Origin of the sequence: Methylobacterium fujisawaense, assembly GCF_039619325.1 — a bacterium.
GTDB classification, from domain to species: Bacteria; Pseudomonadota; Alphaproteobacteria; order Rhizobiales; family Beijerinckiaceae; genus Methylobacterium; species Methylobacterium fujisawaense.
This window is the reverse complement of sequence record NZ_CP155000.1, coordinates 4,997,742-5,022,744: the sequence shown is the minus strand read 5'-3', so window position 1 is coordinate 5,022,744 and position 25,003 is coordinate 4,997,742. Positions and strand designations below refer to the sequence as shown.

Sequence of the window (25,003 nt, the reverse complement as noted above, 5' to 3'; positions counted from 1 at the left end):
CCGGGACCATCAAAAATCGGTGATGGGCGGCTTCAGCTTTCCTCAACCATCGGGCGATTGCCAGCGGCGGAGCGGCGTGCGAGGCAAACGCATGGAAGCGGTGCAGAAGACGCCGCGCTCTGGGACGTTCCGATGGAAGACACACCGCTCGCCGACCTCTTCGAGCCCGCAGACCGGGCGCGCTGGCTCGGCCTCGTCGAAGGCGTCCTCAAGGGCGCCGATTTCGAGAAGCGGCTGGTGTCGCACACGGCCGACGGCCTGCGGATCGAACCCCTCTACGGACCGGCCGCCCCGGCGGCCCAGCCGGTGCGCGAGCCGGGCCCCTGGCGGATCGCGCAGCGGGTCGATCACCCCGATCTCGCCGCCGCCAACGCCCAGGCGCTCATCGACCTCGAAGGCGGGGCCGACGCCCTCGTCCTGGCCTTTGCGGGCGCGGCGGGCGCCCGCGGCTACGGCCTGACCGCCGCGAGCGTCGAAGACCTCGACGCGGCGCTGAAGGGCGTGATGCTGCCCCTGATCGCCCTGCGGATCGACGCCGGCGGGCGCGGCCTGGAAGTGGCCCGGCTGGTGAGCGCGCTAGCGCAGCGCCGGGGCGAGGATCTCTCGACCTACGACCTCGATCTCGGCATCGATCCGGTCGGCGTTCTGGCGGCGACCGGAAGCCTCGGGGCGGTCTGGAAGGACATCGCCCCCGGTCTCGCCGAGACCGTCGCGGAGCTGGAAGCGGCGGGTTTTACCGGCCGAGCCTTCCTGGCCGACGGACGGCCCTATCACGAGGGCGGTGCCGGAGAGGCGGCGGAACTCGGTGCTGTGCTCGCCACCGCCGTCGCCTATCTGCGCGCCCTGGAGGATGCCGGTCACGACCTCTCCACCGCCCGTGACCGCGTCGCGATGCTTCTGACGGCCGATGCCGACGAGTTCGTCACGGTCGCGAAGTTCCGCGCGATGCGACGCCTCTGGGCCCGGGTCGAGCAGGCCTGCGGGCTCGATCCCAAGCCGCTGCGGCTCCATGCCGAGACCGCGTGGCGGATGATGACCAAGCGCGATCCCTTCGTGAACATCCTCCGCACCGGCATGGCGGCCGCCTCGGCCGGCATGGGCGGCGCGGACAGCGTCGCGGTGCTGCCCTACACCCAGGCCCTCGGATTGCCCGACGCCTTCGCCCGGCGCGTCGCGCGCAACAGCCAGATCGTGCTCATCGAGGAATCGCATCTCGCGCGCGTCAGCGACCCCGCGGCCGGCGCCGGGGGATTCGAGGCCCTGACCGCCGAACTCGCCGAGGCGGGCTGGGCGGCGTTCCAGGCGATCGAGGCGGAGGGCGGCATCGTCGCCTCGCTCAGCGTCGGCAAGCTGCAGCGGCGGATCGAGCTGACCCGCGAGGCCCGGGCCAAGGCCGTGGCGAACCGCCGTGAACCGCTCACGGGCGCGAGCGAATTCCCCAACCTCTCCGAGAAGCCCGCGGCCGTCCTCGACGTGCCGCCCGTGGCCGGGCCGCGCGGGTCCAATTTCGGCGCGGGTTCGGCCGTCGCCTGCGACGCGCTGCCGTCCCTGCGCCTCGCGGAGCCCTACGAGGCCCTGCGGGACGCCTCAGATGCCTGTCTCGCCAAGACGGGCCGCCGGCCGGCGGTGTTCCTCGCCAATCTCGGCCCTGTGGCGTCGTTCAACGCCCGTGCGACCTTCGCGGCCAACGCCTTCGCGGCGGGCGGGATCGAGGCGCTGTCGAACGAGGGCTATTCCGACGCCGAGGCGGTGGCGGCGGCGTTCCGGGACTCCGGAGCCAGCTTGGCCTGCATCTGCTCCACCGACGCAATCTACGCCGAGCACGCCGTCGCGACGGCGGAAGCCCTGGCGAAGGCCGGCGCCGGTCCGATCTACCTCGCGGGCAAGCCGACGGACCTCGCCGAGCCGCTGAAGCAGGCGGGCGTGGCCGCCTTCCTGCATGTCGGCTGCGACCTGCTCGCCCTCCTCAACGCGGCCTTGCGCGCGGCTATGCGGGGTCCTGCGCCGCAGACCCCACGCTGAAAGGCGCCAATCCTCGCGAACCCGCCTCGTCCCGGATCCGATGACGTCTCGCTTCGCTCTCGCCCTGTTCCTCGTCGGCATGAGTCCCGCCGCCGCCGCGCCGCGCCAAGCGGCCCCGCCCGACCGGTTCGACGGCACCTGGAGCGTCGAGATCATCACCAAGACCGGGAGCTGCGACCGCGCCTATCGCTATCCGGTGCGGATCGAGAACGGACGGGCGCGCTTCATCGGAACCGCCTTCGTGGTCGAGGGCGGGGTGACCCGGAACGGGGCGATCCGGGGATCCATCTCGAACGGGGCCGCCACCGCCGACGTAAGGGGGCGGCTTGACCGGAACGGATTCGGAACCGGCACCTGGGTCGCGTCCGGCGCCCTCTCCTGCCGCGGTCACTGGAACGCCGAGCGGCGCGGCTGAGGCCGCGTGTGGCCGTCGCGAAACAGTCCGGATCTCGCCCTGAATCGGGCAGCTCGACCGTGCCGAAAGCCCCGATCCCGACGCAATCATGAGCGAGACCTGAACACCGTTCGGACACCCGACGAGGCCGCCCGCATGAAGACTTCGATCCTCGCCACCTTCGCTGTCCTCGCTCTCGTCTCGGGGGCCGAGGCGCGTCCTCACCGGCTTCCGGCTGCGTCGAAAGTGAACACGGCGGAGGCCGAGAAGGTGCTGGCGCCGCTACGGCAGGCCGCCACCGAATGCTTCGCCGACACGGTGCTGTCGAACCCGAAGGCCACCGCCGAGGCGCGGGCGGGCCGCTGGTACGAGGCCGTCGGCATCACCGGCTTCCTCTGCCGTCCGGAAGTCGCCGCGATGATCCAGGCTCATGACCGGCTGTACGGCGCAAAGACGGGCGAGCGTTATTTCAAGGGCGCCTACGTCAAGCATCTCGACCAGCAACTCGCCGAGCGGCTCCAGCCGATGTTCGCCCGCAAGGCCGTCGCCAGCGCCGAGCCTCCGGTGGAGAAGGCCTCGGCAGAGGACTCGGCCGAGGGCAACTGAGCGGGAACCGTCCGGGCGTCCGTGTCTTCCCCGAGGCGGAGACGGCGATGCCTTACGAACTGCATTACTGGCCGATGATCCAGGGGCGTGGCGAGTTCGTCCGCCTCGCCCTCGAGGAAGCCGGCGCCGACTACATCGACGTCACCCGCCAGGATGACGAGGATGGCGGGATCGGCCCCATGCTCGACCGCCTGTCCGATCCCGGCGACCCGCGGCCGCCCCTGGCGCCGCCCTTCCTGCGCGATGGCCACATCGTCATCGGGCAGAGTGCCGCGATCCTGCTCTATCTCGGGCCGCGGCTCGGCCTCGTCGGCGCGTCGGAGCGCGACCGGATCTGGACCCATCAGCTCCAGCTCACCATCGCGGACGCGGTCGACGAGGCGCACGACACGCACCATCCCTTGGGTGTCGGCCTGTATTACGCGGATCAGAAGCCCGAGGCCCTGCGCCGGGCCGCGGAATTCCGCACCGAGCGCATCCCGAAATTCTTCGGCTATTTCGAGCGCGTTCTGGCGGGGAATGGCGGCGGCCGGCTCGTCGGCGCGGATCTGTCCTACGCGGACCTGTCGCTGTTCCAGCTCGTCGACGGCCTGCGCTACGCCTTTCCCAAAGCCACCGCCGCAGCCCTACGCCCCAACCCGAACGTGGCGCGGCTCCACGAGACCGTGGCCCGGCGACCGCGGATTGCCGCCTATCTCGCCAGCGACCGCCGGATCCCGTTCAACGAGGACGGCATCTTTCGCCGCTATCCCGAACTCGATCCCTGAGGCGCAGGCCTCACCGCCGCGGCCCGGCAATCAGGATCGCCGCGAGCGTCAGCGCGACGAGCCCCAGCACCAGCGACAGCAGGCGCCAGAACAGCAGCGGATCGCGCTCCAGCAGAGACGCCCGCCGTCCGTCCGTGAAGGCCGGATTGGGATGCCGCAGGTCGTGGACGAAGGCGGACAAGGCCGTGTAGCGCCGCAGCGGATCGGGATGAACGGCCTTGCGAAGCGCCCCGTCGACCCAGACGGGAAGCAGCGGACGCACCGTGAGAGCCGACGTGTAGCGAAGCCGCCGTTGCGCCGCGCGCGTGCGCGCCCGCGGAACGGCGTCTCCGTACGGCAGCCGTCCCGTCAACATCTGGTAGGTGATGACGCCGACCGCGAAGATGTCGGACCCGGCATTGGCCGGCGCGCCGAGGAAGCATTCGGGCGCCGTGTACTGGACCGTGCCGAGGATCTCCGCAGGATCGATCCGCGGATCGCCCTCGACGACGCCCGCGACCGTCGTGGCCCCGAAATCGATGATCTGGACGGTTCCCGCGGTATCGATCAGGACGTTGTCGGGCCGCAGATCCTGATGGACCATCTCCCGCCGGTGAAACGCCTGCACGCCCCGGGCGAGCTGCTCGACGAGGCCGCGCACCGTTTCCAGATCGGGGGTCGCCTGGTCGCGCATCCACTGGGTCAGGGTCTGGCCCTCGACGTAGCGCATGACCGTGTAGAGGTGGCTGCGGCGGCCGGCCCGGGGATGCGCCTTGAGCACGTGAGGATTGTCGATCCGCCGCGCGATCCACTCCTCCATCACAAACCGCTTCCGCTGGGCCGGGTCGTCCCGCAGGTCCAGGGACAGCACCTTCAGCGCGGCCTGGGCACCCGTCTCCGCCTCGACGGCGAGATAGACTCGGCTGCGGGGTCCGGAATGGAGGATCCGCACGAGACGGAAGCCGTCGAGTTCGGCGGGCGGGTCGAGGAGGGGCGCGGGGTCCAGCCCCTCGGCCTCCCCGAGGAGATCCGCCGGCGCGCCGGCCGGTACGCTCTCGACCCGCACGATCTGGATCGTCAGGTTGTCCTGACTGCCGGCGGCCAGAGCTGCCTCGACGATCGCCTGCGCCGCCGCGTTGAGGGTCGCGGCTTGCGCGATCGCCGCAACCACGTCGCGGGGCCGGACATGCTCGTGGACGCCATCCGTCGTCAGCACGAAGGTGTCGCCCGCCTCGATGCCGACGACGTGGTAGTCGATCTCCACACGGGCATTCGCCCCGAGGGCGCGGCCGAGATAGGATTCCGCTGCGGAGACGACGACGCGGTGGTCCTCGGTGAGCTGTTCGAGGGACCGGCCGGACACGCGCCAGATCCGGGCATCGCCCACGTGGAAGAGGTGGGCCATGCGCGATTTCAGGACGAGGGCGTCGAAGGTGGTGACGTAGCCCCGGTCGGCATCATTCGGATCGGCGCCGCGCCGGGTCTGGGCGTAGAGCCAGGAATTCGCCGCCGCGATCACGCGCTGGGCCGAGGTCTTCACCGACCACGTGTCCGGCGTGGCGTAATAGTCGCTCAGGAAGCTCTTGACCGCGGTCTCGCTCGCCGCCGCGCCCACCGCGCTGCTGCTGATCCCGTCGGCGAGCGCCACCGCGATCCCCTTCAGACCCAGAGCGGGTTGAACCGGCACCAATATGCCGTTGAAGTCCTGGTTGGCCGCCTTGCGGCCGGCGCTGCTGTACTGGCCGATCGTGACCGTCAGATCGCCGGAGACGTCCGATCCGGTGCTCAAGCGGCGGCTGCCGCGCCCGCGCCGCGCCCGCGGTACGAGAGGGCCTCCGCGAGATGGAGCCGGCGCACCTGTGTCTCGCCGTCGAGATCGGCCAGGGTCCGGGCGACACGCAGCGTGCGGTGAAAGCCGCGTGCGGAGAGGCGCATGGTCTCGGCCGCCTGCCGGATCAGCGCCGTGCCATCCGCGTCGGGGCTCGCGACCTCTTCGATGAGGTTGGCCGGACAGGTCGCGTTGGTGGTGGATTCCGGCAGGCCCCGCGCGGCATAGCGGCTCCCCTGCAGCGCGCGGGCCGCCGAGACCCGGGCCGCGGCCTCGCGGGAGCCCTCGGCCGGGGCCGGCAGGATCAAGTCTGCTGCCGTGACCGCCGGCACTTCGATGCGCAGGTCGATGCGGTCCAGCAACGGGCCGGAGATCCGCGCCTGATACTGCGCCATGCAGCGCTCGTTCGGGCCGCGGCGGCAGGCGTAGCCCGGCTCGAGGCCCTGGCCGCAGCGACAGGGATTCATCGCGGCGACGAGTTGGAAGCGCGCCGGGTAGGTGACCCGGTGGTTGGCCCGGGCGATCATGACCGCGCCGGATTCCATCGGCTGACGCAGGCTATCGAGAACCTGGGGCGAGAATTCGGGCAGCTCGTCCAGGAACAGGACTCCCCCATGGGCGAGGGATACCTCCCCCGGCCGCGCCCCGAGCCCGCCGCCCACCAGCGCCGCCATCGAGGCCGAATGGTGCGGCTGCCGGAACGGCCGGCGATTCGAGAGGGCGCCATCCTTGAGCTCGCCCGCCACCGACTGAATCATGGAGATGTCGAGGAGTTCGCGCGGACTGAGCGGCGGCAGAATCGAGGGCAGGCGCGCCGCCAGCATGGATTTGCCCGAGCCGGGGGGCCCGTTCATCAAGAGGTTGTGGCCGCCGGCCGCCGCGATCTCCAAGGCACGCTTGGCGCCCTCCTGGCCCTTGATGTCGGCGAGATCCGGGAGCGGTCCCGCCAGCGCGGCGACGGCAGGCTCCGGCCGGGCCATGACCTGGCTGCCCTTGAAGTGATTGGCGAGCTGAATGAGCGAGCGCGGCGCGAGCACATCCAGATCGCCTCCGGCCCAGGCCGCCTCCGGACCGGTGGAGGCCGGGCAGATCAGCCCGAGTCCCCGCTCCCCCGCCGCCATGGCAGCCGGCAGCACGCCGCTGACCGCCGTGATGCTGCCGTCGAGGGCGAGTTCGCCGAGCACGCAGTATCCGGCGAGCGCGTCGGCCGGGATCGCACCGATGGCCGCCATGACGCCGAGCGCGATCGGCAGGTCGTAGTGCGAGCCCTCCTTGGGCAGGTCGGCCGGCGCGAGATTGACGGTGATGCGCTTGGCGGGCAGCGCCAGTCCGGAGGCGATGAGCGCGCCGCGAACCCGCTCGCGGGACTCCGCCACCGCCTTGTCGGGCAGGCCCACGATGGTGAACACCACCGAGCCCGGGATGATCTGGACCTGCACGTCCACCGCCCGCGCCTCGATGCCCTCGAAGGCGACGGTGGCGACGCGGGTGACCATCGATGCATTGCCCTCGCCGCCATATTCCGGTGCGGCCAAGATGTGCGGCAGATTCGGGAGCGGCTCAAGGGGACCGCCGCCGCGACGGAACTCCGGTGCCGCATTCCTGTTCAAAGCCGGAAACCCTCGACGGACTGGAGAAAGCCATGCGTCTGACCACGCCCCTCCTCGCCCTGACCCTGATCGCCGGCACCGGCCTCGCAGCCCACGCCGACGAGAAACTTCCTCCCGACCAGCAGGCCAAGGTCGAGGCGATGCTGAAGCAGGAGGGCTTCACCAAGTGGAAGGAGATCGAGCTCGACGACGGCATGATCGAGGTCGACGATGCGATTGACGCGAACGGCAAGCAGTTCGATCTGCATCTCGATCCGAAGACCCTGGCCATGGTGAAGCGCAAGGCCGAGTAGGCGGCGCTTGCGTTCGGCGAACGGCACGGCCATATAGCCGTCGGGGGGTTGGCGAGGGACGTTTCACTCGCCAACCGGGTCAGGTCCGGAAGGAAGCAGCCCTAACGAGACCGAGCGGGTCTTCGTCCAGCCTCCCACCTCATTCCCGCGCGCGGAAGCTCGATCCCGACACGGCATGGACGCTACGACCGGCACGCCTGACGACGAGCCGGGCCTGCCCGGGTTTCCAGCGCCCGCCGTCGCGGCGACGCCCTACCGGGTGCTCGCGCGCAAGTACCGCCCCACCAATTTCGGCGACCTGATCGGCCAGGATGCCATGGTGCGCACCCTCGCCAACGGGTTCGCGGCCAACCGCATCCCGCAGGCCTGGATGCTCACTGGCGTCCGCGGCGTCGGCAAGACCACGACGGCCCGCATCCTCGCCCGCGGCCTCAACTACGCCCGTGCCGGCCAGCCCGACACCGGCCCGACCGTGTCGATGCCGGAACTCGGCCTCCACTGCGCGGCGATCATGGAATCCCGGCACATGGACGTGCTGGAGATGGATGCTGCCTCGCATACCGGCATCGACGACGTCCGGGCGATCATCGACGGCATCCGCTACGGGCCGGTCTCGGCGCGCTACAAGGTCTACATCGTCGACGAGGTCCACATGCTCTCCGAGAAGGCGTTCAACGCCTTCCTGAAGACGCTGGAGGAGCCGCCGCCCCACGCCAAGTTCGTGTTCGCGACCACGGAGATCCGCAAGGTCCCGGTGACGATCCTGTCCCGCTGCCAGCGGTTCGACCTGCGCCGGGTCGAGGCGCCGACCCTGCATGCGCATCTCGCGAAGGTCTGCGCGGCCGAGGGCGTCTCCGTCGAGGACGAGGCTCTCGGCGCCATCGTCCGCGCCGCGGAAGGCTCCGTGCGCGACGCGCTCTCGCTCCTCGACCAGGCGATCGCCCACGGCGCCGGCACGATCACCGCGCAGAGCGTGCGCGACATGTTGGGCCTCGCCGATCGCGCCCGGATCCTCGACCTGTTCGAGGCGGTGATGCGCGGCTCGGTTCCGGCCGCCTTCGCGGAATTGCGGGCGCAGTACGATTCCGGCGCGGACCCGTCGGTGGTCCTATCCGATCTCGCGGCGTTCACGCATCTCGTCACCCGGCTCAAGGTGGTTCCGGAGACGGCCGCCGACCCGACGCTCAGCGAGACGGAGCGCGTCCGCGGGGCGGAATTCGCCGAGAAGCTCTCGATCCGCGCGCTGTCTCGGGCGTGGCAGATCCTGCTGAAGGCGATCCCCGAGGTCCAGGCCGCACCCCGGCCCCTCGCGGCGGCCGAGATGGCGATCGTGCGCCTCGCCTACGCGGCCGACCTGCCCACCCCCGACGAGGCCTTGCGCCAACTCAAAGCCGAGGCGGCCGCCGCGCCCGCGCAGGAGCCCCCTCCCGTGCCGGCGCGGCCGCCGCTGCCGCCGATCCCCGACCTGCGTGGCGGCGGCTCCGCGGCGCTGGCCGCCGCACCCCGGACGGCGACGGCGGAGCCGGCGCCTATGACAGCGCCCACCGCCATGAGCGTGCCATCTCCGAGACCGGTGCCCGCAGCCCCCCCGGCGCCGCGCCTTGGGCGATTCGAAGACCTGATCGCTCTGGCCGACGCCAATCGGGACATCCTGCTGCGCACCGCGCTGGAGCGCGACGTGCATCTGGTGCGCTTCGAGGAAGGTCGGATCGAGTTCCGCCTCGCCCCGGGCGGCCGCCCGAGCCTCGCCACCGATATCGCCGCCGCCATCGACCGATGGACCGGACGGCGCTGGTCGGTGGCCCTGTCCAAAGAAGAGGGCGCGCCGACCCTCGATGCAGCCGCCCGGGCGGCGACCGAGACGCGCCGCGAGAACGCCGCCGCCGACCCCTTCGTGCGCGAGGTGCTGACACGCTTCCCCGGGGCTGAGATCGTCGATGTGCGCGAGACCGCGCCCGAGGCCCTGCCCTCCGCCGAGCCGGACGTTTCCGCGGACGGCGATGCCGCGCCGGTCGGCGAGGCCGAGGATGACGACGCCTGAGGCGCGCCCGACCGACGGTGGCGCCGGAGCCGCATCGTACCCAGATCAGACGGGGAAACGGAAAGAGAGCCGCATGCGCGACCTGATGGGCATCATGAAGCAGGCTCAGGCCATGCAGGAGAAGATGGCCAACCTGCAGTCCGAGATGGACGGGATCGAAGTCACCGGCGCCTCCGGCGGGGGTTCTGTCCGAGTGACGATGACGGCCAAGGGCCAGATGACGGGCGTCAGCATCGACCCGTCCCTGATGGTGGCGGACGAGCGCGAGATCCTTGAGGATCTGATCGTGGCGGCCTGCAACGACGCCCGCGGCAAGGCCGAGGCGACCATGCAGCAGCGCATGGCGGAACTGACCAAGGATCTGCCCCTGCCGCCTGGGATGAAGCTGCCGTTCTAGGTCGGTCGATTGCCGTTCATTCCGTCCCGGATCCGCATCCCGCGGTGCGGCCGCGCCATCGCGGAGGCTTTCGGGACTCGCGCGGCCGGCTGAAGGTCTCTTCGGCGGCCTCCGCGACCTTGCGGCACCTCGCGAGGCCGGCGCGGTTCGGACATGCGTGGGTCGCTCCGGCCCGATGAAGGCGGGCGGCCCCTCGGGCCGCCCGATCGCGTTTTCAGGCCGCGATCGCCTGAGCGGACGGCCCGGCGGCACGCACGTCGGCATCGACATGGGTCTCGAACCGCTTGAAGTTGTCGTCGAACATCTTCACCAGACGCGCCGCCGTCTCGACGAAGGCCCCCTTGTTGGCCCAGGTCTTCACCGGGGTCAGGATGTGCGGCTCGACGCCCGGCACGGAGACCGGCACCGCGAAGCCGAAATACGGGTCGCGGCGGAACTCGGCCTGGGCCAGGGAGCCGTCCAGCGCCGCACTCAGCAGACGGCGCGTGACCCGGATCGGCATGCGCCGGCCGGTACCGACGCCGCCACCGGTCCAGCCGGTGTTGACGAGCCAGCAATCGACACTGTGCTTGGCGATCAGGTCGCGCAGCAGGTTGCCGTAGGTGCTCGGGTGCCGCGGCATGAACGGCGCACCGAAGCAGGTCGAGAAGGTCGCCTCCGGCCCGGTCAGGCCGCGCTCGGTGCCGGCCACCTTGGCGGTGTAGCCCGAGAGGAAGTGGTACATCGCCTCGGCGCCGGTGAGCTTGGCGATCGGCGGCATCACCCCGAAGGCGTCGCAGGTGAGCATCACGATGTTCTTGGGATGCCCGGCCCGGCCGGTGGCGCTGGCATTCGCGATGAAATCGAGGGGATAGGCGCAGCGGGTGTTCTCGGTGAGCGAGGAATCGTCGAAATCCGGCGCGCGGGTGGCGGGATCGATCACGACGTTCTCCATCACCGTGCCGAAGCGTTCGGTGGTGGCGTAGATCTCCGGCTCGGCGTTGCGCGAGAGTCGGATGGTCTTGGCGTAGCAGCCGCCTTCGAAGTTGAAGATGCCGGAATTCGACCAGCCGTGCTCGTCGTCACCCAGGAGCTGGCGGGAGGAATCGTTCGAGAGCGTCGTCTTGCCGGTGCCCGAGAGGCCGAAGAAGATCGCCGAGCCGCCCTCCGCGTCGAGGGCCGCGTTGGCCGAGCAATGCATCGGCATCACGCCCTGGCCGGGCAGGATGTAGTTCAGATAGGTGAAGACCGACTTCTTCATCTCGCCCGCGTAGGCGGAGCCGCCGATAAGGACGAGCTTCTTCGAGAAGTCGATGGCGATCACGGTCTTCGACCGGCAGCCGTGCCGGGCGGGATCCGCCTGGAAGCTCGGCAGGTCGATGATCGTCATGTCGGGCACGTAGGACGCGATCTCGGAGCGGTCCGGCCGGATCAGCAGGTTACGGATGAACAGCGAGTGCCACGCGAACTCGGTGAACACCCGGGCCTTGACCCGGTAGGCCGGATCGGCGCCGCCGTAGAGGTCCTGGGCGAACAGCTCCTTGCCCTCGGCGTGCTTCAGGAAATCCTGGCGCAGGGTCTCGAACTGCTCGGGCGTGATGGCACCGTTGTTGTCCCACCAGACTTCGCTCTCGGTCCCGGCGTCCCGGACCACGAACTTGTCCTTGGGCGAGCGGCCGGTGTGGCTGCCGGTGGTGGCCACGAGGGCGCCGCCGCGGGCGAGCTGGGCCTCCTTGCGGGCCAGCGCCTCCTCGTAGAGACGCGGCGCCTCGAAATTCCAGTGGACGGCCTTGAGGTCGCGGAAGCCGGTCGCCTCGGCGCCGTGGGCCGCGTTGTGATCACCGATGTTGGTCAAGATCGTATCTCCCGGGCCCCTGTTCGACCGTCGACGCGATTGTGCCGGACGGCTCCGCCGTCCGGCTTTGCCCGGGAGACGTCCGTGCGGTCGTACAGGACCGCCGCACGCAGGATCTCCGTTCCCGGCTGCTTCCCGTCTCTCCATCCAGTAGGCGGCGAAGCTTCGCTGTCATTATGGGCTCCGCCAGGGGCCCGCAACGTGGACAAACAGATTAGAGCACAGTTGTGGACTCAGGAACCCAAGTCTGTAAGCAGTTCCGTTCATCGCACAGCGTAACGCTATCGGCGGAGCGGCTCTGGAATACCCATATGCTGGACACGCACGCGTGCACCCTTGCGCGCTGCCCGGCGGCGTCTATGCCCATCCGGACCTGACAGCCCCTTCCTCATCAAGAGGCACGATGCCCCAAGCCGTCGCCGGCCCCGAGATCGAACGCCTGATCCAGCTGCTGGCCCGCATGCCCGGCCTCGGACCGCGCTCGGCGCGGCGGGCCGCCCTCCAGCTCATCAAGAAGCGCGACACGCTGCTCGGCCCCCTCGCCGACGCCATGCGGGTGGCGGCCGACCGCATCATCGTGTGCTCAAGCTGCGGCAACGTCGATACGTCCGACCCCTGCACGATCTGCCGCGACGTGGAGCGCGACCCGACGACGCTCGTGGTGGTGGAAGATGTCTCCGATCTCTGGGCCCTGGAGCGCTCGGGCGCCGTGAAGGCGCGCTACCACGTGCTCGGCGGCGTCCTCTCGGCGCTGGACGGCGTGCGGCCGGAGCACCTGAACCTCGCGAGCCTCGTGGAGCGCGTGGCCCGGCCCGAGGTGACGGAGGTCATCCTGGCTCTCAACGCCACCGTCGACGGCCAGACCACCGCCCACTACGTCACCGAGTCGATCCGGCACTGCGACGTGAAGGTCACGCGCCTCGCGCACGGCGTACCGGTCGGCGGCGAACTCGATTATCTCGACGAGGGCACCCTGTCGGCGGCCATCCGCAGCCGCACGGCCTTCTGACGGGCGATCACGCGGATCGAGCCGGTATTTGACCGGTCTTCGGCCGCATCCTATTCGACGCTGAGCCTGGACCCGTCCCGGCGCCTTCCCTGCCGGTTTCCGCCATGACCATCCGCCCGCTCGTCATCCTCCCCGATCCCGTCCTGCGCCTGGGTTCCGAACCGGTCGGCCCGATCACCGGCGAGATCCGCACCCTCGTCGCCGACATGTTCGAGACGATGTACGATGCCCCCGGCGTCGGGCTGGCCGCGATCCAGATCGGCGTGGCCAAGCGCGTGGTCACGATCGACACGTCCAAAGAGGAGGGCGTCCGCGACGCCCGGGTCTTCATCAACCCCGAGATCGTCTGGTCCTCTGAGGAAAGGCGGGTCTACGACGAGGGCTGCCTGTCGATCCCGGACTATTACGCCGAAGTCGAGCGTCCGGACCGGGTGCGCGTGAGGTTCCGCGACATCGACGGCAATGAGCAGGAGATTGAGGCCGACGGCCTGCTCTCGACCTGCATCCAGCACGAGATCGACCATCTGAACGGCGTGCTGTTCATCGACCATCTGTCGAAGCTTAAGCGCGATCGGGTGATCAAGAAGTTCACCAAGGCAGCCAAGCGCGACGCGGCCTGACCCGGCCATGCGCGTCGTCTTCATGGGCACGCCGGACTTCGCTGTGTCGACGCTCGCGCGGCTCGCGCAGGACGGGCACGACATCGTGGCGGTCTATACCCGTGCGCCGGCGAAGGCGGGCCGCGGCATGAGCCTGCGCCCCTCCCCGGTCCACGCCCTCGCCGAAACCCTCGGCGTGCCGGTCCTGACGCCCGCGACGCTGCGCACGCCCGAAGCGGCCGAGACTTTCGCGGCGCACCGGGCCGACGTCGCCGTCGTGGTGGCCTACGGGATGCTCCTGCCGCAGGCGATCCTCGACGCACCGAAGCACGGCTGCCTGAATCTGCACGGCTCCCTGCTGCCGCGCTGGCGCGGCGCGGCGCCGATCCAGCGCGCCGTGATGGCGGGCGATGCCGAGAGCGGCGTCGGCGTGATGCGGATGGAGGCGGGCCTCGACACCGGCCCCGTGGCCCTGGAGGCGAGAATACCCATCGCGCCAGGCATGATTGCTGGCGAGCTGCACGACGCATTGATGCCCCTCGGCGCCGACCTGATGGCGCAGGCCCTCGTCCGGCTCGATGCGGGCACGCTGACGTTCACACCCCAGCCGGAGGACGGCGTCGTCTACGCGCACAAGATCACCAACGACGAGGCGCGGATCGACTGGTCCCGGTCGGCCGGTGAAATCGCCAATCGGATCAACGGGCTGTCGCCCTTCCCCGGCGCCTTCTTCGAGGTCGATCTCGGCAAGGGACCCGAGCGCGTGAAGGTGCTGCGAGCCGCCCCGGCAGAGGGTGCGGGCACACCCGGCACGCTATGCGACACCGATTGCACCGTCGCGTGCGGCGACGGCGCCGTGCGGCTCATGGAGTTGCGACGCGCCGGGAAGGGCGGCAGCGCGAGCGGGGCCGAGTTCGTCCGCGGCGCCCGCTTGATGCCCGGCGCCCGCCTCGGCTGATGCCCCGCTACAAGCTCGTCATCGAGTACGACGGCAGCCCGTTCTGCGGCTGGCAGCGGCAGGCCGACGACCTCACCGTCCAGGGCGCGATCGAGACGGCGGTCACGCGCTTCTCGGGAGAGCATGTCCGGCTCACCTGCGCGGGCCGGACCGATGCCGGCGTGCATGCCATTCATCAAGTCGCCCATCTCGACCTCGCCAAGGACTGGCGGACCGACACGGTACGGGACGCGCTGAACGCGCATCTCCGGCCACAGCCGGTAGCGGTCCTATCCGCGGAGATCGTGCCGGAGAGCTTCGATGCCCGCCACTCGGCGATCCGCCGGCACTACCGCTACCGCATCCTCAACCGGCGCAGCCCCGCGGCGCTGACGCGGGCTCATGTCTGGCACGTGCCGTGGCCCCTCGATGTCGGTCTCATGCACGCCGCCGCCCAGCGCCTCGTCGGCCGCCACGACTTCTCGGCCTTCCGGGCCGCCGAGTGCCAGGCGAACAGCCCGATCCGCACGCTGGAGCAGCTCGACGTCGCCCGGGCTCCGATGGCGTTGCACGACGAGATCGTGGTGGCGACCGCGGCGCGCTCCTTCCTGCACCATCAGGTGCGGGCCATGGTGGGCACGCTGATGCTCGCGGGCTGCGGACGCCTCTCGGCGGACGACGTGGCCGAGATCCTCGCTTCGGGCGAGAAGCGCCGGTGCGGACCGCTGGCACCGGCCGCCGGGCTGACCTTCGTGGGCGTCGACTACGCGTTCGGGAAATAAGCCTCGAGCACCCGCTCGTAGATCGCCGTGAGCCGCTCCAGATCGGCGACGGCCACGCATTCGTCGATCTGGTGCATGGTCTCACCGACGAGCCCGAACTCGATCACCGGGCAGGCATCCTTGATGAAGCGCGCATCGGAGGTGCCGCCCGTGGTCGAGAGCGTGGGCGTCAAGCCGGTCTCCGCCCGGATCGCCTCGGAGACGAGATCCACGAAGGCGTCCGGCCGGGTGAGGAAGGCCGGGGCGTTCGAAGGCTGAAGGTCGAGGCTGAAGCGCACCGCGTTCCCGGCCGCCTGCTCCAGGCGCCTGCGGATCTCGGCCCCGAGCGTTTCGGCCGTCCAGTCGTCGTTGAAGCGGACGTTGAAAGTCGCCCGCGCGGTCGCCGGGATCACGTTGCTGGCCGGGTTGCCCACGTCGATCGTGGTGAATTCCAGGTTCGAAGCATCGAAATGCGCGGTCCCACGATCCAGCGGCTCGCCGACCAGCGCCGAGGCGAGGCGCAGCAGGCCCGGGATCGGGTTCTCGGCCTTGTGGGGGTAGGCGACGTGGCCCTGCCGCCCCATCACGGTGAGCTTGCCGGTCAGCGACCCGCGCCGGCCGATCTTCATCATTTCTCCAAGCCGGCCAGGATTGGTCGGTTCCCCGAGCACGCAATGATCGAACCGCTCGCCCCGCGCGCGCGCCCAGTCGAGCAGCTTCACGGTGCCGTTGACCGCAGGCCCCTCCTCGTCGCCGGTGATCAGGAAGGCGATGGAGCCGGCGAAGCCGTCGCCCCGCCGCTCCAGGAAGGCGAGCGTCGCCGCCAGCATGCAGGCGACGCCGCCCTTCATGTCGGCGGCGCCCCGGCCGTACAGCATCCCGTCGGCCACCTCACCCGCGTAGGGTCCGTGGCGCCACGCGCCCTCGCCTTCCGGAACGACATCGGTATGGCCGGCAAAGACGAGGCAGGGACCGTCCCGTCCGATGCGCGCATAGAGATTCGGCGTGTCGGGATAGCCGGGCTCCGAGAAGACCGGCCGCTCGACGGCGAAGCCGGCAGGCCGGAGCGCGTCGGCGACCACGTCGAGGGCGCCCCGATCCTCCGGGGTCACGGACGGGCACCGGATCAGGGCCTGTGCGAGGCGCAGGGCCGCGTCGGGGGCGTGATGATCAGCCGGCATGAACCCGTCCTCGGCGGCGTGACGTGCCGCGCGGCCCGCTTACCCCGAAGCGGGCCGCCCCGGAACTCCCGTGTGCCCGGCCCTACTTGGTCACCACCACCTGCACGTCGCCGTGGCGACGCTGCACCGAGACGGTGACATCGTCGTCGTAGCGCTGGAAGCGGAGATCCAGGCGCGAACCGCCGAGCTTGACGTTGTAGAGCGTCACACCGTCGAGGAAAGCCGGGAGGATCGGGTTCTTGAGCCGGACGCGGTTGCGCTCGTGGTCGAGTTCGAGACCGAGGCAGGCCGCCAGGAAGGCGAAGGGCGCCGCCGCCGCCCAGGCCTGCGGGCTGCAGGCCACCGGATAGGAGACCGGCCCGCGCTGCTTGCGGCGCATGAAGCCGCAGAACAGTTCCGGCAGGCGCTTCTGGTCCTGGTAGAGCGAGGTGTCGAACATGCCCTGGAAGATGCGGGCGGCCTCGTGCTTGCGGTCGTAGCGCGCCAGACCCATCGCGATCAGCGCGTTGTCGTGCGGCCAGATCGAGCCGTTGTGGTAGGACATCGGATTGTAGCGCGCCTCGCCCTTGGCGATGGTGCGCACCCCCCAGCCGTTGAAGCCGTCCTTGCCGAGCAGGGTCTCGGCGACCCGTGACGCCCTCTCGGGCTTGGCGATGCCGGTGAACAGGGCGTGGCCCGCGTTGGACGAGCGCACCGCGCATTGCTTCTTCGCGCCGTCCAGGGCCAGGGCGTAGGTGCCGATCTCCTCGTTCCAGAACGCCGCATCGAAGTTCTCGCGAAGCGCCACGGCTTCCTGCGTGAGGCGCTCGGCCATCGGGTCGTGCCCCAGCAGAGCCGAGAGCTTCGCCATTCCGTTCTTGGCCGCGTAGACGTAGCCCTGCACCTCGCAGAGGGCGATCGGGCCCTTGGCCAGGTGACCGTCGGTGTGGAAGATCGAATCGTGGCTGTCCTTCCAGCCCTGATTCTCCAGGCCCTTGTCGGTGTCGCGGGCGTACTCGACGAAGCCGTCGCCGTCCCGGTCGCCGTAACGGTCCATCCATTCCAGGGCGAGCTCCAGCGCGGGCCAGATCGCCCGAACGGTGTCGAGATCGCCCGTGACGGCGTAGTACTCCCAGGCCAGCATCACGAAGAGCGGGGTGCCGTCGATGGTGCCGTAATAATGCCGGAACGGCACCTCGCCGAGCATCGCCATCTCGCCGCGCCGGGTCTCGTGCAGCACCTTGCCGGGCTGGGCGTCGGCGGCCGGATCGACCGCCTTGGCCTGCGTCGAGGCGAGGTAGCGCAGCACGCCCCGGGCGAATTTCGGGTCGATCCAGAGCGCCATCATCGCCGTGATGATGCCGTCGCGGCCGAATACCGTGGAGTACCAGGGGATGCCGGCGAAGGGGTAGATGCCCTCCGGGGTGCGGCTCGCCAGCATGTAGAGGTCGGCCGTGGCCCGGCACAGGCCCTCGTTGAACTGGTCGTTCGACGAGATGATCGTGGTGATCCCGGCGGTGAGGCTCCGGAGATCGCGCCGCGAGTCGCGATAGGCGCGGGCGAAGATCGTGCCCTCGGCGAGATCCTTCGGCTCGCGCCGGGCGCCACCGGCATTGGCCGCGAGGGTCAGTTTGGCGGCCGCGTCCTCCCCGACCATCGTGTCGGTCGGCGGCTTGGTGAAGGCCCGGTGCGCCTCGAAGGTCACGCGGATGAACAGCGAGGCCCGGCCCTCCGGCGGGAGCGAGACATCGAAAACCACCTTGCCGGGTTCGATCGAGTTGGGCTTCGGGCCGAAATGCAGCGCCGTCGTCCGGACGATCTCGTCCAGGCCGACATAGCGGAACTGCACCTCCCGATCGCTTGCCACCAGGACGCCGCGCTTGCCGCGCTCCTGGCGGTCGGTCCCGCGGACTTCGAACAGGTCGCGGAAATCCGCGTCGAACGTCACGACGATGCGCAGGCGGCGATGCTTCGAATCGTAGGAGCGCAGACCGATCCGGTCGTAGCAGGCCCCGCGGAACAGGAACTTGGTGCGCTCGATGGCGATCGTCTCGCGCGGGATCGAGGTCTCGTCATGGGCATCGAGACGGATGTCGGGCGTCGTCATGTCGACGCTGAGCGCGCCGTTGTCGTCCTGCATCACCGAGGAGAGCATCAGCGGGCGCTGACCCTCCACCGTCACTTCCAGACGCGACAGGTAACGCGTGTCCTGGAAATACAGGCCCTCCGGGCCGGGCTGGACGCCGATATCGCCGTAGGAATCGAGAACGCCGAAGGCCTCGCCGAACTTCAGCGAGCGGAGGGGCCGCTCCACAAGCGAGGTGTGCGCCTCGATGTGATAGGTCGGCAGGACGTCGTCCGCGTCCTGGAAACCGTGCGCCACGCTTCCGGCGCTCTCCGCGGTCCGGGCCTTCGCATCGTGGGCCGCTGCCGTGTTGTCCGCCGCCATGCAGGGCATCTCCGGGTGCAAGTGAGAGGTGCGAATCGAGAGGGCTGCCGCATCCATTCGATGCGGCAGCCCCTGTTCATCCTACGGATGAGTCGCCTTTAAGACGCTAGGCCGAGCCGGACCTGCCTCGCAAGCCCGGGGCCGGATTTCAGGCCGGCATGGCGGCGACCGGGATCGCCGGCCGTGCGGAGCCGTTCACCTCGCCGTATTGCGCCTTGTAGCCGGACTTCGGCAGCTTGATCACGTCGGCGCCACGGCCGAGCAGGTCCTCGTAGGCAGCGACGTACTTCTTCACCATGCACTCGGCGGTGAAGGCGCTCTCGAAGTGGCGGCGCACGCCGGCGCGGCTCATGGCCTTGACCTTGGCGACGGCCGCGACGGCATCGTCCATGCTCTCGCAGAGAACGCCGCCGACGCCGTCCTTGATCACTTCCGGCACGGAGCCGTTGCGGAAGGCGATCACCGGGGTGCCGGCCGACATGGCCTCGATCATCACGAGGCCGAAGGGCTCCGGCCAGTCGATCGGGAAGGCGAGCGCCAGGGCGTTGCCGAGGAAGTCCTTCTTCTGCTCCTCGTTGATCTCGCCGATATACTCCACGAGCGGGTGATGGATCATCGGTTCGATGACCTCGTCCCAGTAATCCTGGTCCGCCTTGTCGACCTTCGCGGCGATCTTGAGGGGCGTGCCGGAGCGGATCGCCATCTCGATCGCGCGGTCGGGCCGCTTCTCGGGCGAGATCCGGCCGAGGAAGGCGAGGTAGCCGCCCTTGGCGTCCGGGTAATACGGGCAGTTCTCGGCCGGCAGGCCGTGATGGATCGTCGCCAGCCAGTTGGAGGTCGGCGGCATGGGCAGGCGCTGGTTGTCGGAGATCGAGACCAGCGGCATGCCCGTGAAGGTGCGGTAGACCGGCATGAAGTCCGGCACGTCGAGGCGACCGTGCATCGTGGTGATGCACTTGTGGTTCAGATCCTCGAACATCGGATACTGAAGCAGGTCGATGTGGAAGTGCAGGATGTCGAATTCGTGCGCGCGGCGGTGCACCTGATGCAGCATCGCCAGGTGGCTGGCGGTGTGATCCCGGTAGCCGAGCAAGCGCAGGCCCTCGGGCGTGCAGGCTGCGAGCTTGGCAGACGTCTCGGAGTCACCGCTGGCGAACAGCGTGACTTCGTGACCCTGGCGGACCAGTTCCTCTGTAATCCAGCTGACGACGCGCTCGGTGCCGCCGTAGAACTTCGGAGGGACGGCCTCCGACAACGGAGCGATCTGGGCAATGCGCACGAAGTGTCTCCTGGTTGGCCGAATTTGACGGGGGGTCTAACCCTGCCGGCCTGAGCGGGACATGAATGAAACAGACGGCCAAGGTTATGGTTCCTGGCGACCCCCGTGTCGCTCACCGTTTTGTGCAGCGCGCTCGCTGTCCCCGAATTCCTCCGAATCAGCGGCGGCGACATGGTCACCGGCGCCCCTTCCGCTGCTATTGGGGCAGTCGCGTGGAGCCGTCCCGTCTCCGGTCCGGACACGCGCATCGCCTCCATGCGCCTCAGGATCACGAACGCCGGCTATCGGGATCAGGTTGCGCCCGGACCCGACAAACCCGTGCTCCCGGGACGGCGCAGCAGATCCCGGACCTGGATACGGACCGGGCGCCCGCAACGGCTGTGTCGGCGCTTTTAGATCCCGGGCTCGCCCGCTGCGCCCCGGAGCGGCGACGCGGATGTCCAGGGCCCTCCGCCCCCCGGCCCGCGTCCCGCCCCACGGGCGTTGCCGCCGCGTCAGCTTTCTGTCATAAGCCGCACCGCGTCGAACCGCCCGGCCGATAGGGCTGCCGTGGCGGCTCGTGCTGCTCCACCAGAAGCATCAGCGCGCGAACCCCATCCGACCCTTGCGGGGCGGTCCGGGATCATTTCGCGCAACGGAGAGCCAAATGCCCAAGTTGAAGACGAAATCGGGCGCGAAGAAGCGCTTCAAGATCACCGGCACCGGCAAGGTGATGTACGCCCAGGCCGGCAAGCGCCACGGGATGATCAAGCGGACGACCAAGCAGATCCGCAACCTGCGCGGCACCACGACCCTGTTTGAGGGCGATGCCGCCAACGTGAAGAAGTACTTCCTGCCGAACGCGCGGTAAGTCCTTCAACACCCGTTGCCACTGTCTTTCGTCGAATCCAGGAGATAACCGATGGCCCGCGTCAAGCGCGGCGTGACCAGTCACGCGAAGCACAAGAAAGTTCTGAAGGCCGCCAAGGGCTATTACGGCCGGCGCAAGAATACGATCCGGATCGCCAAGCAGGCGGTCGAGAAGGGCATGCAGTATGCCTACCGCGACCGCAAGAACAAGAAGCGCACGTTCCGCGCCCTCTGGATCCAGCGTCTCAACGCGGCGGTCCGTGAGCACGGCCTGACCTACTCGCGCTTCATCGACGGTCTGGCGAAGTCCGGCATCGTCGTCGACCGCAAGGCCCTGTCGGAGCTCGCGATCCACGAGCCGGCGAGCTTCGCCGCCGTCGTCGAGAAGGCGAAGGCCGCACTGCCGCAGACCACCGCCAAGGCCGCCTGATCCAGGCCTGAGGCGAGACGTACGGAAGGCGCGGTTCCCCGGGGAGCCGCGCCTTCGTCGTTTACGAGGTCCCCTGCCCCGCGCTTGCGTGCGGGCGCACAACGCGCGAGAGCACGGCCCGACGGCCGACTCCGCCAACCCTGCTCGAAGACAGCGATGACCGATCTCGATACCCTCGAACGCGATCTCCTGGCCCAGGTGAGCGCGGCGTCCGACGAGGCGGCGCTCGACGCGGTCCGCGTCGCCGCGCTCGGCAAGAAGGGCAGTGTCTCGGATCTGCTAAAGACCCTCGGTGCGATGACGCCGGAGGAGCGCAAGGAGCGCGGCCCGCTCATCAACGGCCTGCGCGACCGGGTCCAGGGCGCCGTCACCGCGCGCAAGACCGCCCTCGCCGAGGCCGCCCTGGAGGCCCGCCTCGCCTCCGAGCGGGTCGACGTGACCTTGCCGGTCCGCGAGGCCCCCGAGGTGCGCGGCCGGATCCATCCAATCTCCCAGGTGATCGACGAGATCACCGCGATCTTCGCCGATATGGGCTTCGCGGTGGCCGAGGGTCCGGACATCGAGACGGACGAGCTGAACTTCACCGCGCTCAACTTCCCGCCCGGGCACCCGGCCCGCGAGATGCACGACACCTTCTTCCTGGCGCCGGACCGCGACGGGAAGCGCAAGGTGCTGCGCACCCACACCTCGCCGGTCCAGATCCGCACCATGCGGTCGCAGACCCCGCCGATCCGGGTGATCATCCCGGGCCGGACCTACCGGCACGATTCCGATCAGACCCACACGCCGATGTTCCATCAGGTCGAAGGGCTGGTGATCGACAAGGCGGCCAACATCGCCAACCTGAAATGGGTGCTGGAGGAGTTCTGCAAGGCGTTCTTCGAGGTGGACAGCGTGAAGATGCGCTTCCGCCCGTCCTTCTTCCCCTTCACCGAGCCCTCCGCGGAGGTCGACATCCAGTGCTCGCGCAAGGGCGGCGAGATCCGCTTCGGCGAGGGCGACGACTGGCTGGAGATCCTGGGCTGCGGGATGGTGCATCCGAACGTGCTGCGCAATTGCGGGCTCGACCCGGATGCCGTGCAGGGCTTCGCCTTCGGTGTCGGCATCGACCGAATCGCCATGCTGAAATACGGCATGCCGGACCTGCGGCCGTTCTTCGAGGCCGACGTCCGCTGGCTCGACCATTACGGCTTCCGCCCGCTCGACGTTCCGAGCCTCGTGGGCGGCCTCACGGGCTGAGCCGCACCGGCCTCACCGGGGCCCTCCGGCTCCGGTGACGGCCCCGCCATCCTGTTCCTCCGACGGTCGAGCCGATATCGGGCTCTCGAAGGTCCATCATGAAATTCACCCTCTCCTGGCTCAAGGACCACCTCGACACCGAGGCCACCCTCGACACCGTCGCCGAGACGCTGACGCGGATCGGCCTGGAGGTGGAGGGCGTCGAGGACAAGGCCGCCGCGCTGAAGCCCTACGTGATCGCGAAGATTCTGACGGCCGAGCAGCACCCGAACGCCGACCGGCTGCGGGTCTGCTCCGTCGAGACGGGCGCGGGCGCGCCCGTGCAGGTGGTCTGCGGAGCGCCGAACGCCCGGGCCGGTCTCGTCTCGGTCTTCGCGCCGCCGGGCACCTACGTTCCGGGTAAGAACATCACCCTGTCGGTGGGCACGATCCGCGGCGTGGAGAGCCGCGGCATGCTGTGCTCGGGCGCCGAGCTCGGCCTCGGCGACGACCATGACGGCATCATGGAGCTCCCGACCGACGCACCGATCGGCCAGGCTTACGCCCTCTATGCCGGGCTCGACGATCCGGTCATCGAGATCAACCTGACGCCGAACCGGTCGGACTGCACCTCGGTCCACGGCATCGCCCGCGATCTCGCGGCCGCCGGCCTCGGCACGCTCAAGCGCGAGACGCTGCCGGGCGTGCGCGGCGAGGGCCCCTGCCCGGTCGCGGTGGAGCTGGCCTTCGAGCCGGCCGACCGGCACCTCGCCCCGCTCTTCGCCCTGCGGCTCGTCCGCGGGGTCACGAACGGGCCGTCGCCGGGCTGGATGCAGGCCCGGCTGCGGGCCATCGGCCTGCGCCCGATCAATGCGCTCGTCGACATCACCAACTACGTGACCTTCGATCGCGGTCGCCCGCTCCACGTCTTCGACGCCGCCAAGGTCGCCGGGCCGCTCACCGTGCGCCGTGCGCGCGAGGGCGAAAGCCTGCTCGCCCTCGACGGCCGGACCCACGCGCTCACCGACGACATGGTGGTGATCGCAGACCGGAACGGCGTCGAATCCATCGCCGGCATCATGGGCGGCCAGGACTCCGGCTGCGACGCCGGCACCACGGATGTGCTGATCGAATCGGCGCTCTGGGACCCGGCCAACATCGCCCAGACGGGCCGCCGCCTCGGCCTCATCACCGACGCGCGCTACCGGTTCGAGCGGGGTGTCGATCCGGCCTTCACGCTGCCGGGCCTCGATCTCGCGACGCGCTTGGTGGTGGACCTGTGCGGCGGTACGCCGACCGAGGCGCACATCGTCGGCGAGACGCCCGAATCCGAGCGGATCATCGACTTCCCGTGGACCGAGGTCCGCCGCCTGGCCGGCCTCGATGTGCCGCGTGTCGAGATGAAGCTGATCCTGGAGACTTTGGGCTTCCACATCACGGGGACCGGCGACCAGGTGAAGGTGCTGACGCCGTCCTGGCGGCCCGATGTCGAAGGCAAGGCCGACCTCGTCGAGGAGGTGGTGCGCATCGCCGGGCTGGACCGGATCGAGGCCAAGCCCCTGCCCCCGCTCGAAGGAATCGGCCGTCCGCTGCTGACGGTGATGCAGAAGCGGACCCGCACCGCGAAGCGGGCCCTGGCGAGCCGGGGCCTCATGGAGGCGGTCACGTGGTCGTTCGTCCCGCATGGCGATGCCGAACTGTTCGGCGGCGGCGGTGCCGATCTGGTCCTGGCCAATCCCATTGCCGCGGAACTGTCGGACATGCGGCCGAGCCTGCTGCCGGGGCTCCTGCGGGCGGCGCAGCGCAATGCCGACCGGGGATATCCGGACGCGGCCCTGTTCGAGGTCGGCCAGTGCTTCGCCTCCGATGCGCCGGAGGGCCAGACCATCCGGGCGGCGGCGGTCCGGCGCGGCAGTGCCGGTCTCTCGGGCGCCGGGCGCCACTGGCACGGCACGGCCGGGACCGTCGACGCCTTCGACGCCAAGGCCGACGCCCTGGCCCTGCTGGGCAGCCTCGGCGTTCCGACCGGCGGCCTCCAGATCACCGCCGGCGGCCCGTCCTGGCTTCATCCCGGCCGCTCGGGCACCCTGCGCTTCGGTCCGAAGACCGAGATCGGCTGGTTCGGCGAGGTGCATCCGCGGACGCTCCAGGCCCTCGACCTGAAGGGCACCCTCGTGGCCTTCGAGATCGTCCTCGACGCCCTGCCCCTGCCCAAGCACAAGCCGACCAAGGCCAAGGCCGCCCTGGTGCTGTCGGAGCTCCAGCCGCTGTCGCGGGACTTCGCCTTCGTGGTCGGCCGCGACGTGCCGGCGGGTGACCTCGTGAAGGCCGCACAGAACGCCGAGCGCAAGCTCGTCACCGGCGTCGACGTGTTCGATCTGTACGAGGGACCCGGCGTGCCGGACGGCGCGAAGTCGGTGGCGATCGCGGTGCGCCTGCAGCCCGTCGAGCGGACCCTCACCGACGCGGAGATCGAGGCGGTGAGCGCCAGGATCGTCGCCGAGGTGTCCCGCAAAACCGGCGCGACCCTTCGGACCTGAG

The 25,003-nt window shown here is 69.8% G+C and carries 21 protein-coding genes and 1 other RNA gene; 16 read left to right on the top strand and 6 right to left on the bottom strand.

Features of this window, described 5'->3' with window-relative positions:
- Positions 1–132: 132 nt before the first annotated feature.
- From ABC766_RS23820 to ABC766_RS23805, 4 genes are all read left to right on the top strand, one after another.
- Positions 133–2,022 carry a methylmalonyl-CoA mutase family protein gene (locus ABC766_RS23820; protein ID WP_345819683.1) on the top strand — a complete coding sequence of 630 codons (1,890 nt, stop codon included), beginning with the start codon at positions 133–135 and terminating at the stop codon, positions 2,020–2,022.
- A 40-nt stretch (positions 2,023–2,062) separates the two neighbouring features.
- Positions 2,063–2,437: a hypothetical protein gene (locus ABC766_RS23815; RefSeq protein WP_345819682.1), complete on the top strand. Its 375-nt coding sequence runs from the start codon at positions 2,063–2,065 to the stop codon at positions 2,435–2,437.
- Positions 2,438–2,572: 135 nt separating this feature from the next.
- Positions 2,573–3,022, top strand: a complete 450-nt coding sequence (locus ABC766_RS23810; RefSeq protein ID WP_043347577.1) for a hypothetical protein — start codon at positions 2,573–2,575, stop codon at positions 3,020–3,022.
- 47 nt (positions 3,023–3,069) lie between these two features.
- Positions 3,070–3,789 (top strand): glutathione S-transferase, encoded by a 720-nt coding sequence (locus ABC766_RS23805; protein WP_345819681.1) that lies wholly within the window; start codon positions 3,070–3,072, stop codon positions 3,787–3,789.
- Positions 3,790–3,799: 10 nt separating this feature from the next.
- Here ABC766_RS23805 and ABC766_RS23800 read toward each other — a convergent pair whose 3' ends face one another.
- Complete coding sequence (locus tag ABC766_RS23800) at positions 3,800–5,557, bottom strand: protein kinase domain-containing protein (RefSeq protein WP_345819680.1); 1,758 nt, start codon at positions 5,555–5,557, stop codon at positions 3,800–3,802.
- A complete protein-coding gene (locus ABC766_RS23795; protein ID WP_345822829.1) occupies positions 5,554–7,092 on the bottom strand; it encodes a YifB family Mg chelatase-like AAA ATPase in 1,539 nt (512 codons plus the stop codon). The genes ABC766_RS23800 and ABC766_RS23795 overlap by 4 nt, the downstream gene beginning before the upstream one ends.
- Before the next feature lie 146 nt (positions 7,093–7,238).
- Here ABC766_RS23795 and ABC766_RS23790 point away from each other — a divergent pair, with 146 nt between their 5' ends.
- The 4 genes from ABC766_RS23790 (at position 7,239) to ABC766_RS23775 (ending at position 9,937) form a co-directional block, all read left to right on the top strand.
- Positions 7,239–7,499 (top strand): PepSY domain-containing protein, encoded by a 261-nt coding sequence (locus tag ABC766_RS23790; RefSeq protein ID WP_345819679.1) that lies wholly within the window; start codon positions 7,239–7,241, stop codon positions 7,497–7,499.
- Between the two features lie 41 nt (positions 7,500–7,540).
- Positions 7,541–7,639, top strand: an RNA gene (gene ffs, locus ABC766_RS23785) — signal recognition particle sRNA small type.
- A gap of 35 nt (positions 7,640–7,674) precedes the next feature.
- Positions 7,675–9,540 carry a DNA polymerase III subunit gamma/tau gene (locus tag ABC766_RS23780; RefSeq protein ID WP_345819678.1) on the top strand — a complete coding sequence of 622 codons (1,866 nt, stop codon included), beginning with the start codon at positions 7,675–7,677 and terminating at the stop codon, positions 9,538–9,540.
- 73 nt (positions 9,541–9,613) lie between these two features.
- Positions 9,614–9,937 carry a YbaB/EbfC family nucleoid-associated protein gene (locus ABC766_RS23775; RefSeq protein WP_043347589.1) on the top strand — a complete coding sequence of 108 codons (324 nt, stop codon included), beginning with the start codon at positions 9,614–9,616 and terminating at the stop codon, positions 9,935–9,937.
- A 214-nt stretch (positions 9,938–10,151) separates the two neighbouring features.
- Here ABC766_RS23775 and ABC766_RS23770 read toward each other — a convergent pair whose 3' ends face one another.
- A complete protein-coding gene (locus tag ABC766_RS23770) occupies positions 10,152–11,771 on the bottom strand; it encodes a phosphoenolpyruvate carboxykinase (protein ID WP_043378606.1) in 1,620 nt (539 codons plus the stop codon).
- A gap of 403 nt (positions 11,772–12,174) precedes the next feature.
- Here ABC766_RS23770 and recR point away from each other — a divergent pair, with 403 nt between their 5' ends.
- From recR to truA, 4 genes are all read left to right on the top strand, one after another.
- A complete protein-coding gene (gene recR / locus ABC766_RS23765; RefSeq protein WP_345819677.1) occupies positions 12,175–12,780 on the top strand; it encodes a recombination mediator RecR in 606 nt (201 codons plus the stop codon).
- 104 nt (positions 12,781–12,884) lie between these two features.
- Positions 12,885–13,400 carry a peptide deformylase gene (gene def, locus ABC766_RS23760; RefSeq protein ID WP_043378612.1) on the top strand — a complete coding sequence of 172 codons (516 nt, stop codon included), beginning with the start codon at positions 12,885–12,887 and terminating at the stop codon, positions 13,398–13,400.
- A gap of 7 nt (positions 13,401–13,407) precedes the next feature.
- Positions 13,408–14,337 (top strand): methionyl-tRNA formyltransferase, encoded by a 930-nt coding sequence (fmt, locus tag ABC766_RS23755; protein ID WP_345819676.1) that lies wholly within the window; start codon positions 13,408–13,410, stop codon positions 14,335–14,337.
- A complete protein-coding gene (gene truA / locus ABC766_RS23750; protein ID WP_043758419.1) occupies positions 14,337–15,098 on the top strand; it encodes a tRNA pseudouridine(38-40) synthase TruA in 762 nt (253 codons plus the stop codon). The genes fmt and truA overlap by 1 nt, the downstream gene beginning before the upstream one ends.
- Here the strand turns inward: truA and dapE are convergent.
- The 3 genes from dapE to ABC766_RS23735 all read right to left on the bottom strand — a co-directional run bounded on the left by dapE (position 15,080) and on the right by ABC766_RS23735 (position 19,965).
- Positions 15,080–16,258 carry a succinyl-diaminopimelate desuccinylase gene (gene dapE, locus ABC766_RS23745; RefSeq protein ID WP_043758421.1) on the bottom strand — a complete coding sequence of 393 codons (1,179 nt, stop codon included), beginning with the start codon at positions 16,256–16,258 and terminating at the stop codon, positions 15,080–15,082. The two genes, truA and dapE, sit on opposite strands and share 19 nt — an antisense overlap.
- 82 nt (positions 16,259–16,340) lie before the next feature.
- Positions 16,341–18,686 carry an amylo-alpha-1,6-glucosidase gene (locus tag ABC766_RS23740; RefSeq protein WP_043378625.1) on the bottom strand — a complete coding sequence of 782 codons (2,346 nt, stop codon included), beginning with the start codon at positions 18,684–18,686 and terminating at the stop codon, positions 16,341–16,343.
- Between the two features lie 148 nt (positions 18,687–18,834).
- Complete coding sequence (locus ABC766_RS23735) at positions 18,835–19,965, bottom strand: glycosyltransferase family 4 protein (protein ID WP_342140884.1); 1,131 nt, start codon at positions 19,963–19,965, stop codon at positions 18,835–18,837.
- 646 nt (positions 19,966–20,611) lie between these two features.
- Here ABC766_RS23735 and rpmI point away from each other — a divergent pair.
- From rpmI to pheT, 4 genes are all read left to right on the top strand, one after another.
- Complete coding sequence (rpmI, locus tag ABC766_RS23730; RefSeq protein WP_007561407.1) at positions 20,612–20,815, top strand: 50S ribosomal protein L35; 204 nt, start codon at positions 20,612–20,614, stop codon at positions 20,813–20,815.
- A gap of 51 nt (positions 20,816–20,866) precedes the next feature.
- The gene (gene rplT, locus ABC766_RS23725) at positions 20,867–21,244 is read left to right on the top strand and encodes a 50S ribosomal protein L20 (RefSeq protein WP_043355811.1); all 378 of its coding nucleotides are present in this window, start codon (positions 20,867–20,869) and stop codon (positions 21,242–21,244) included.
- 156 nt (positions 21,245–21,400) lie between these two features.
- The gene (gene pheS / locus ABC766_RS23720) at positions 21,401–22,483 is read left to right on the top strand and encodes a phenylalanine--tRNA ligase subunit alpha (protein ID WP_345819674.1); all 1,083 of its coding nucleotides are present in this window, start codon (positions 21,401–21,403) and stop codon (positions 22,481–22,483) included.
- 98 nt (positions 22,484–22,581) lie between these two features.
- Positions 22,582–25,002, top strand: coding sequence for a phenylalanine--tRNA ligase subunit beta (gene pheT, locus ABC766_RS23715; RefSeq protein WP_345819673.1), 2,421 nt, complete (start codon positions 22,582–22,584; stop codon positions 25,000–25,002).
- Position 25,003: the final 1 nt, after the last annotated feature.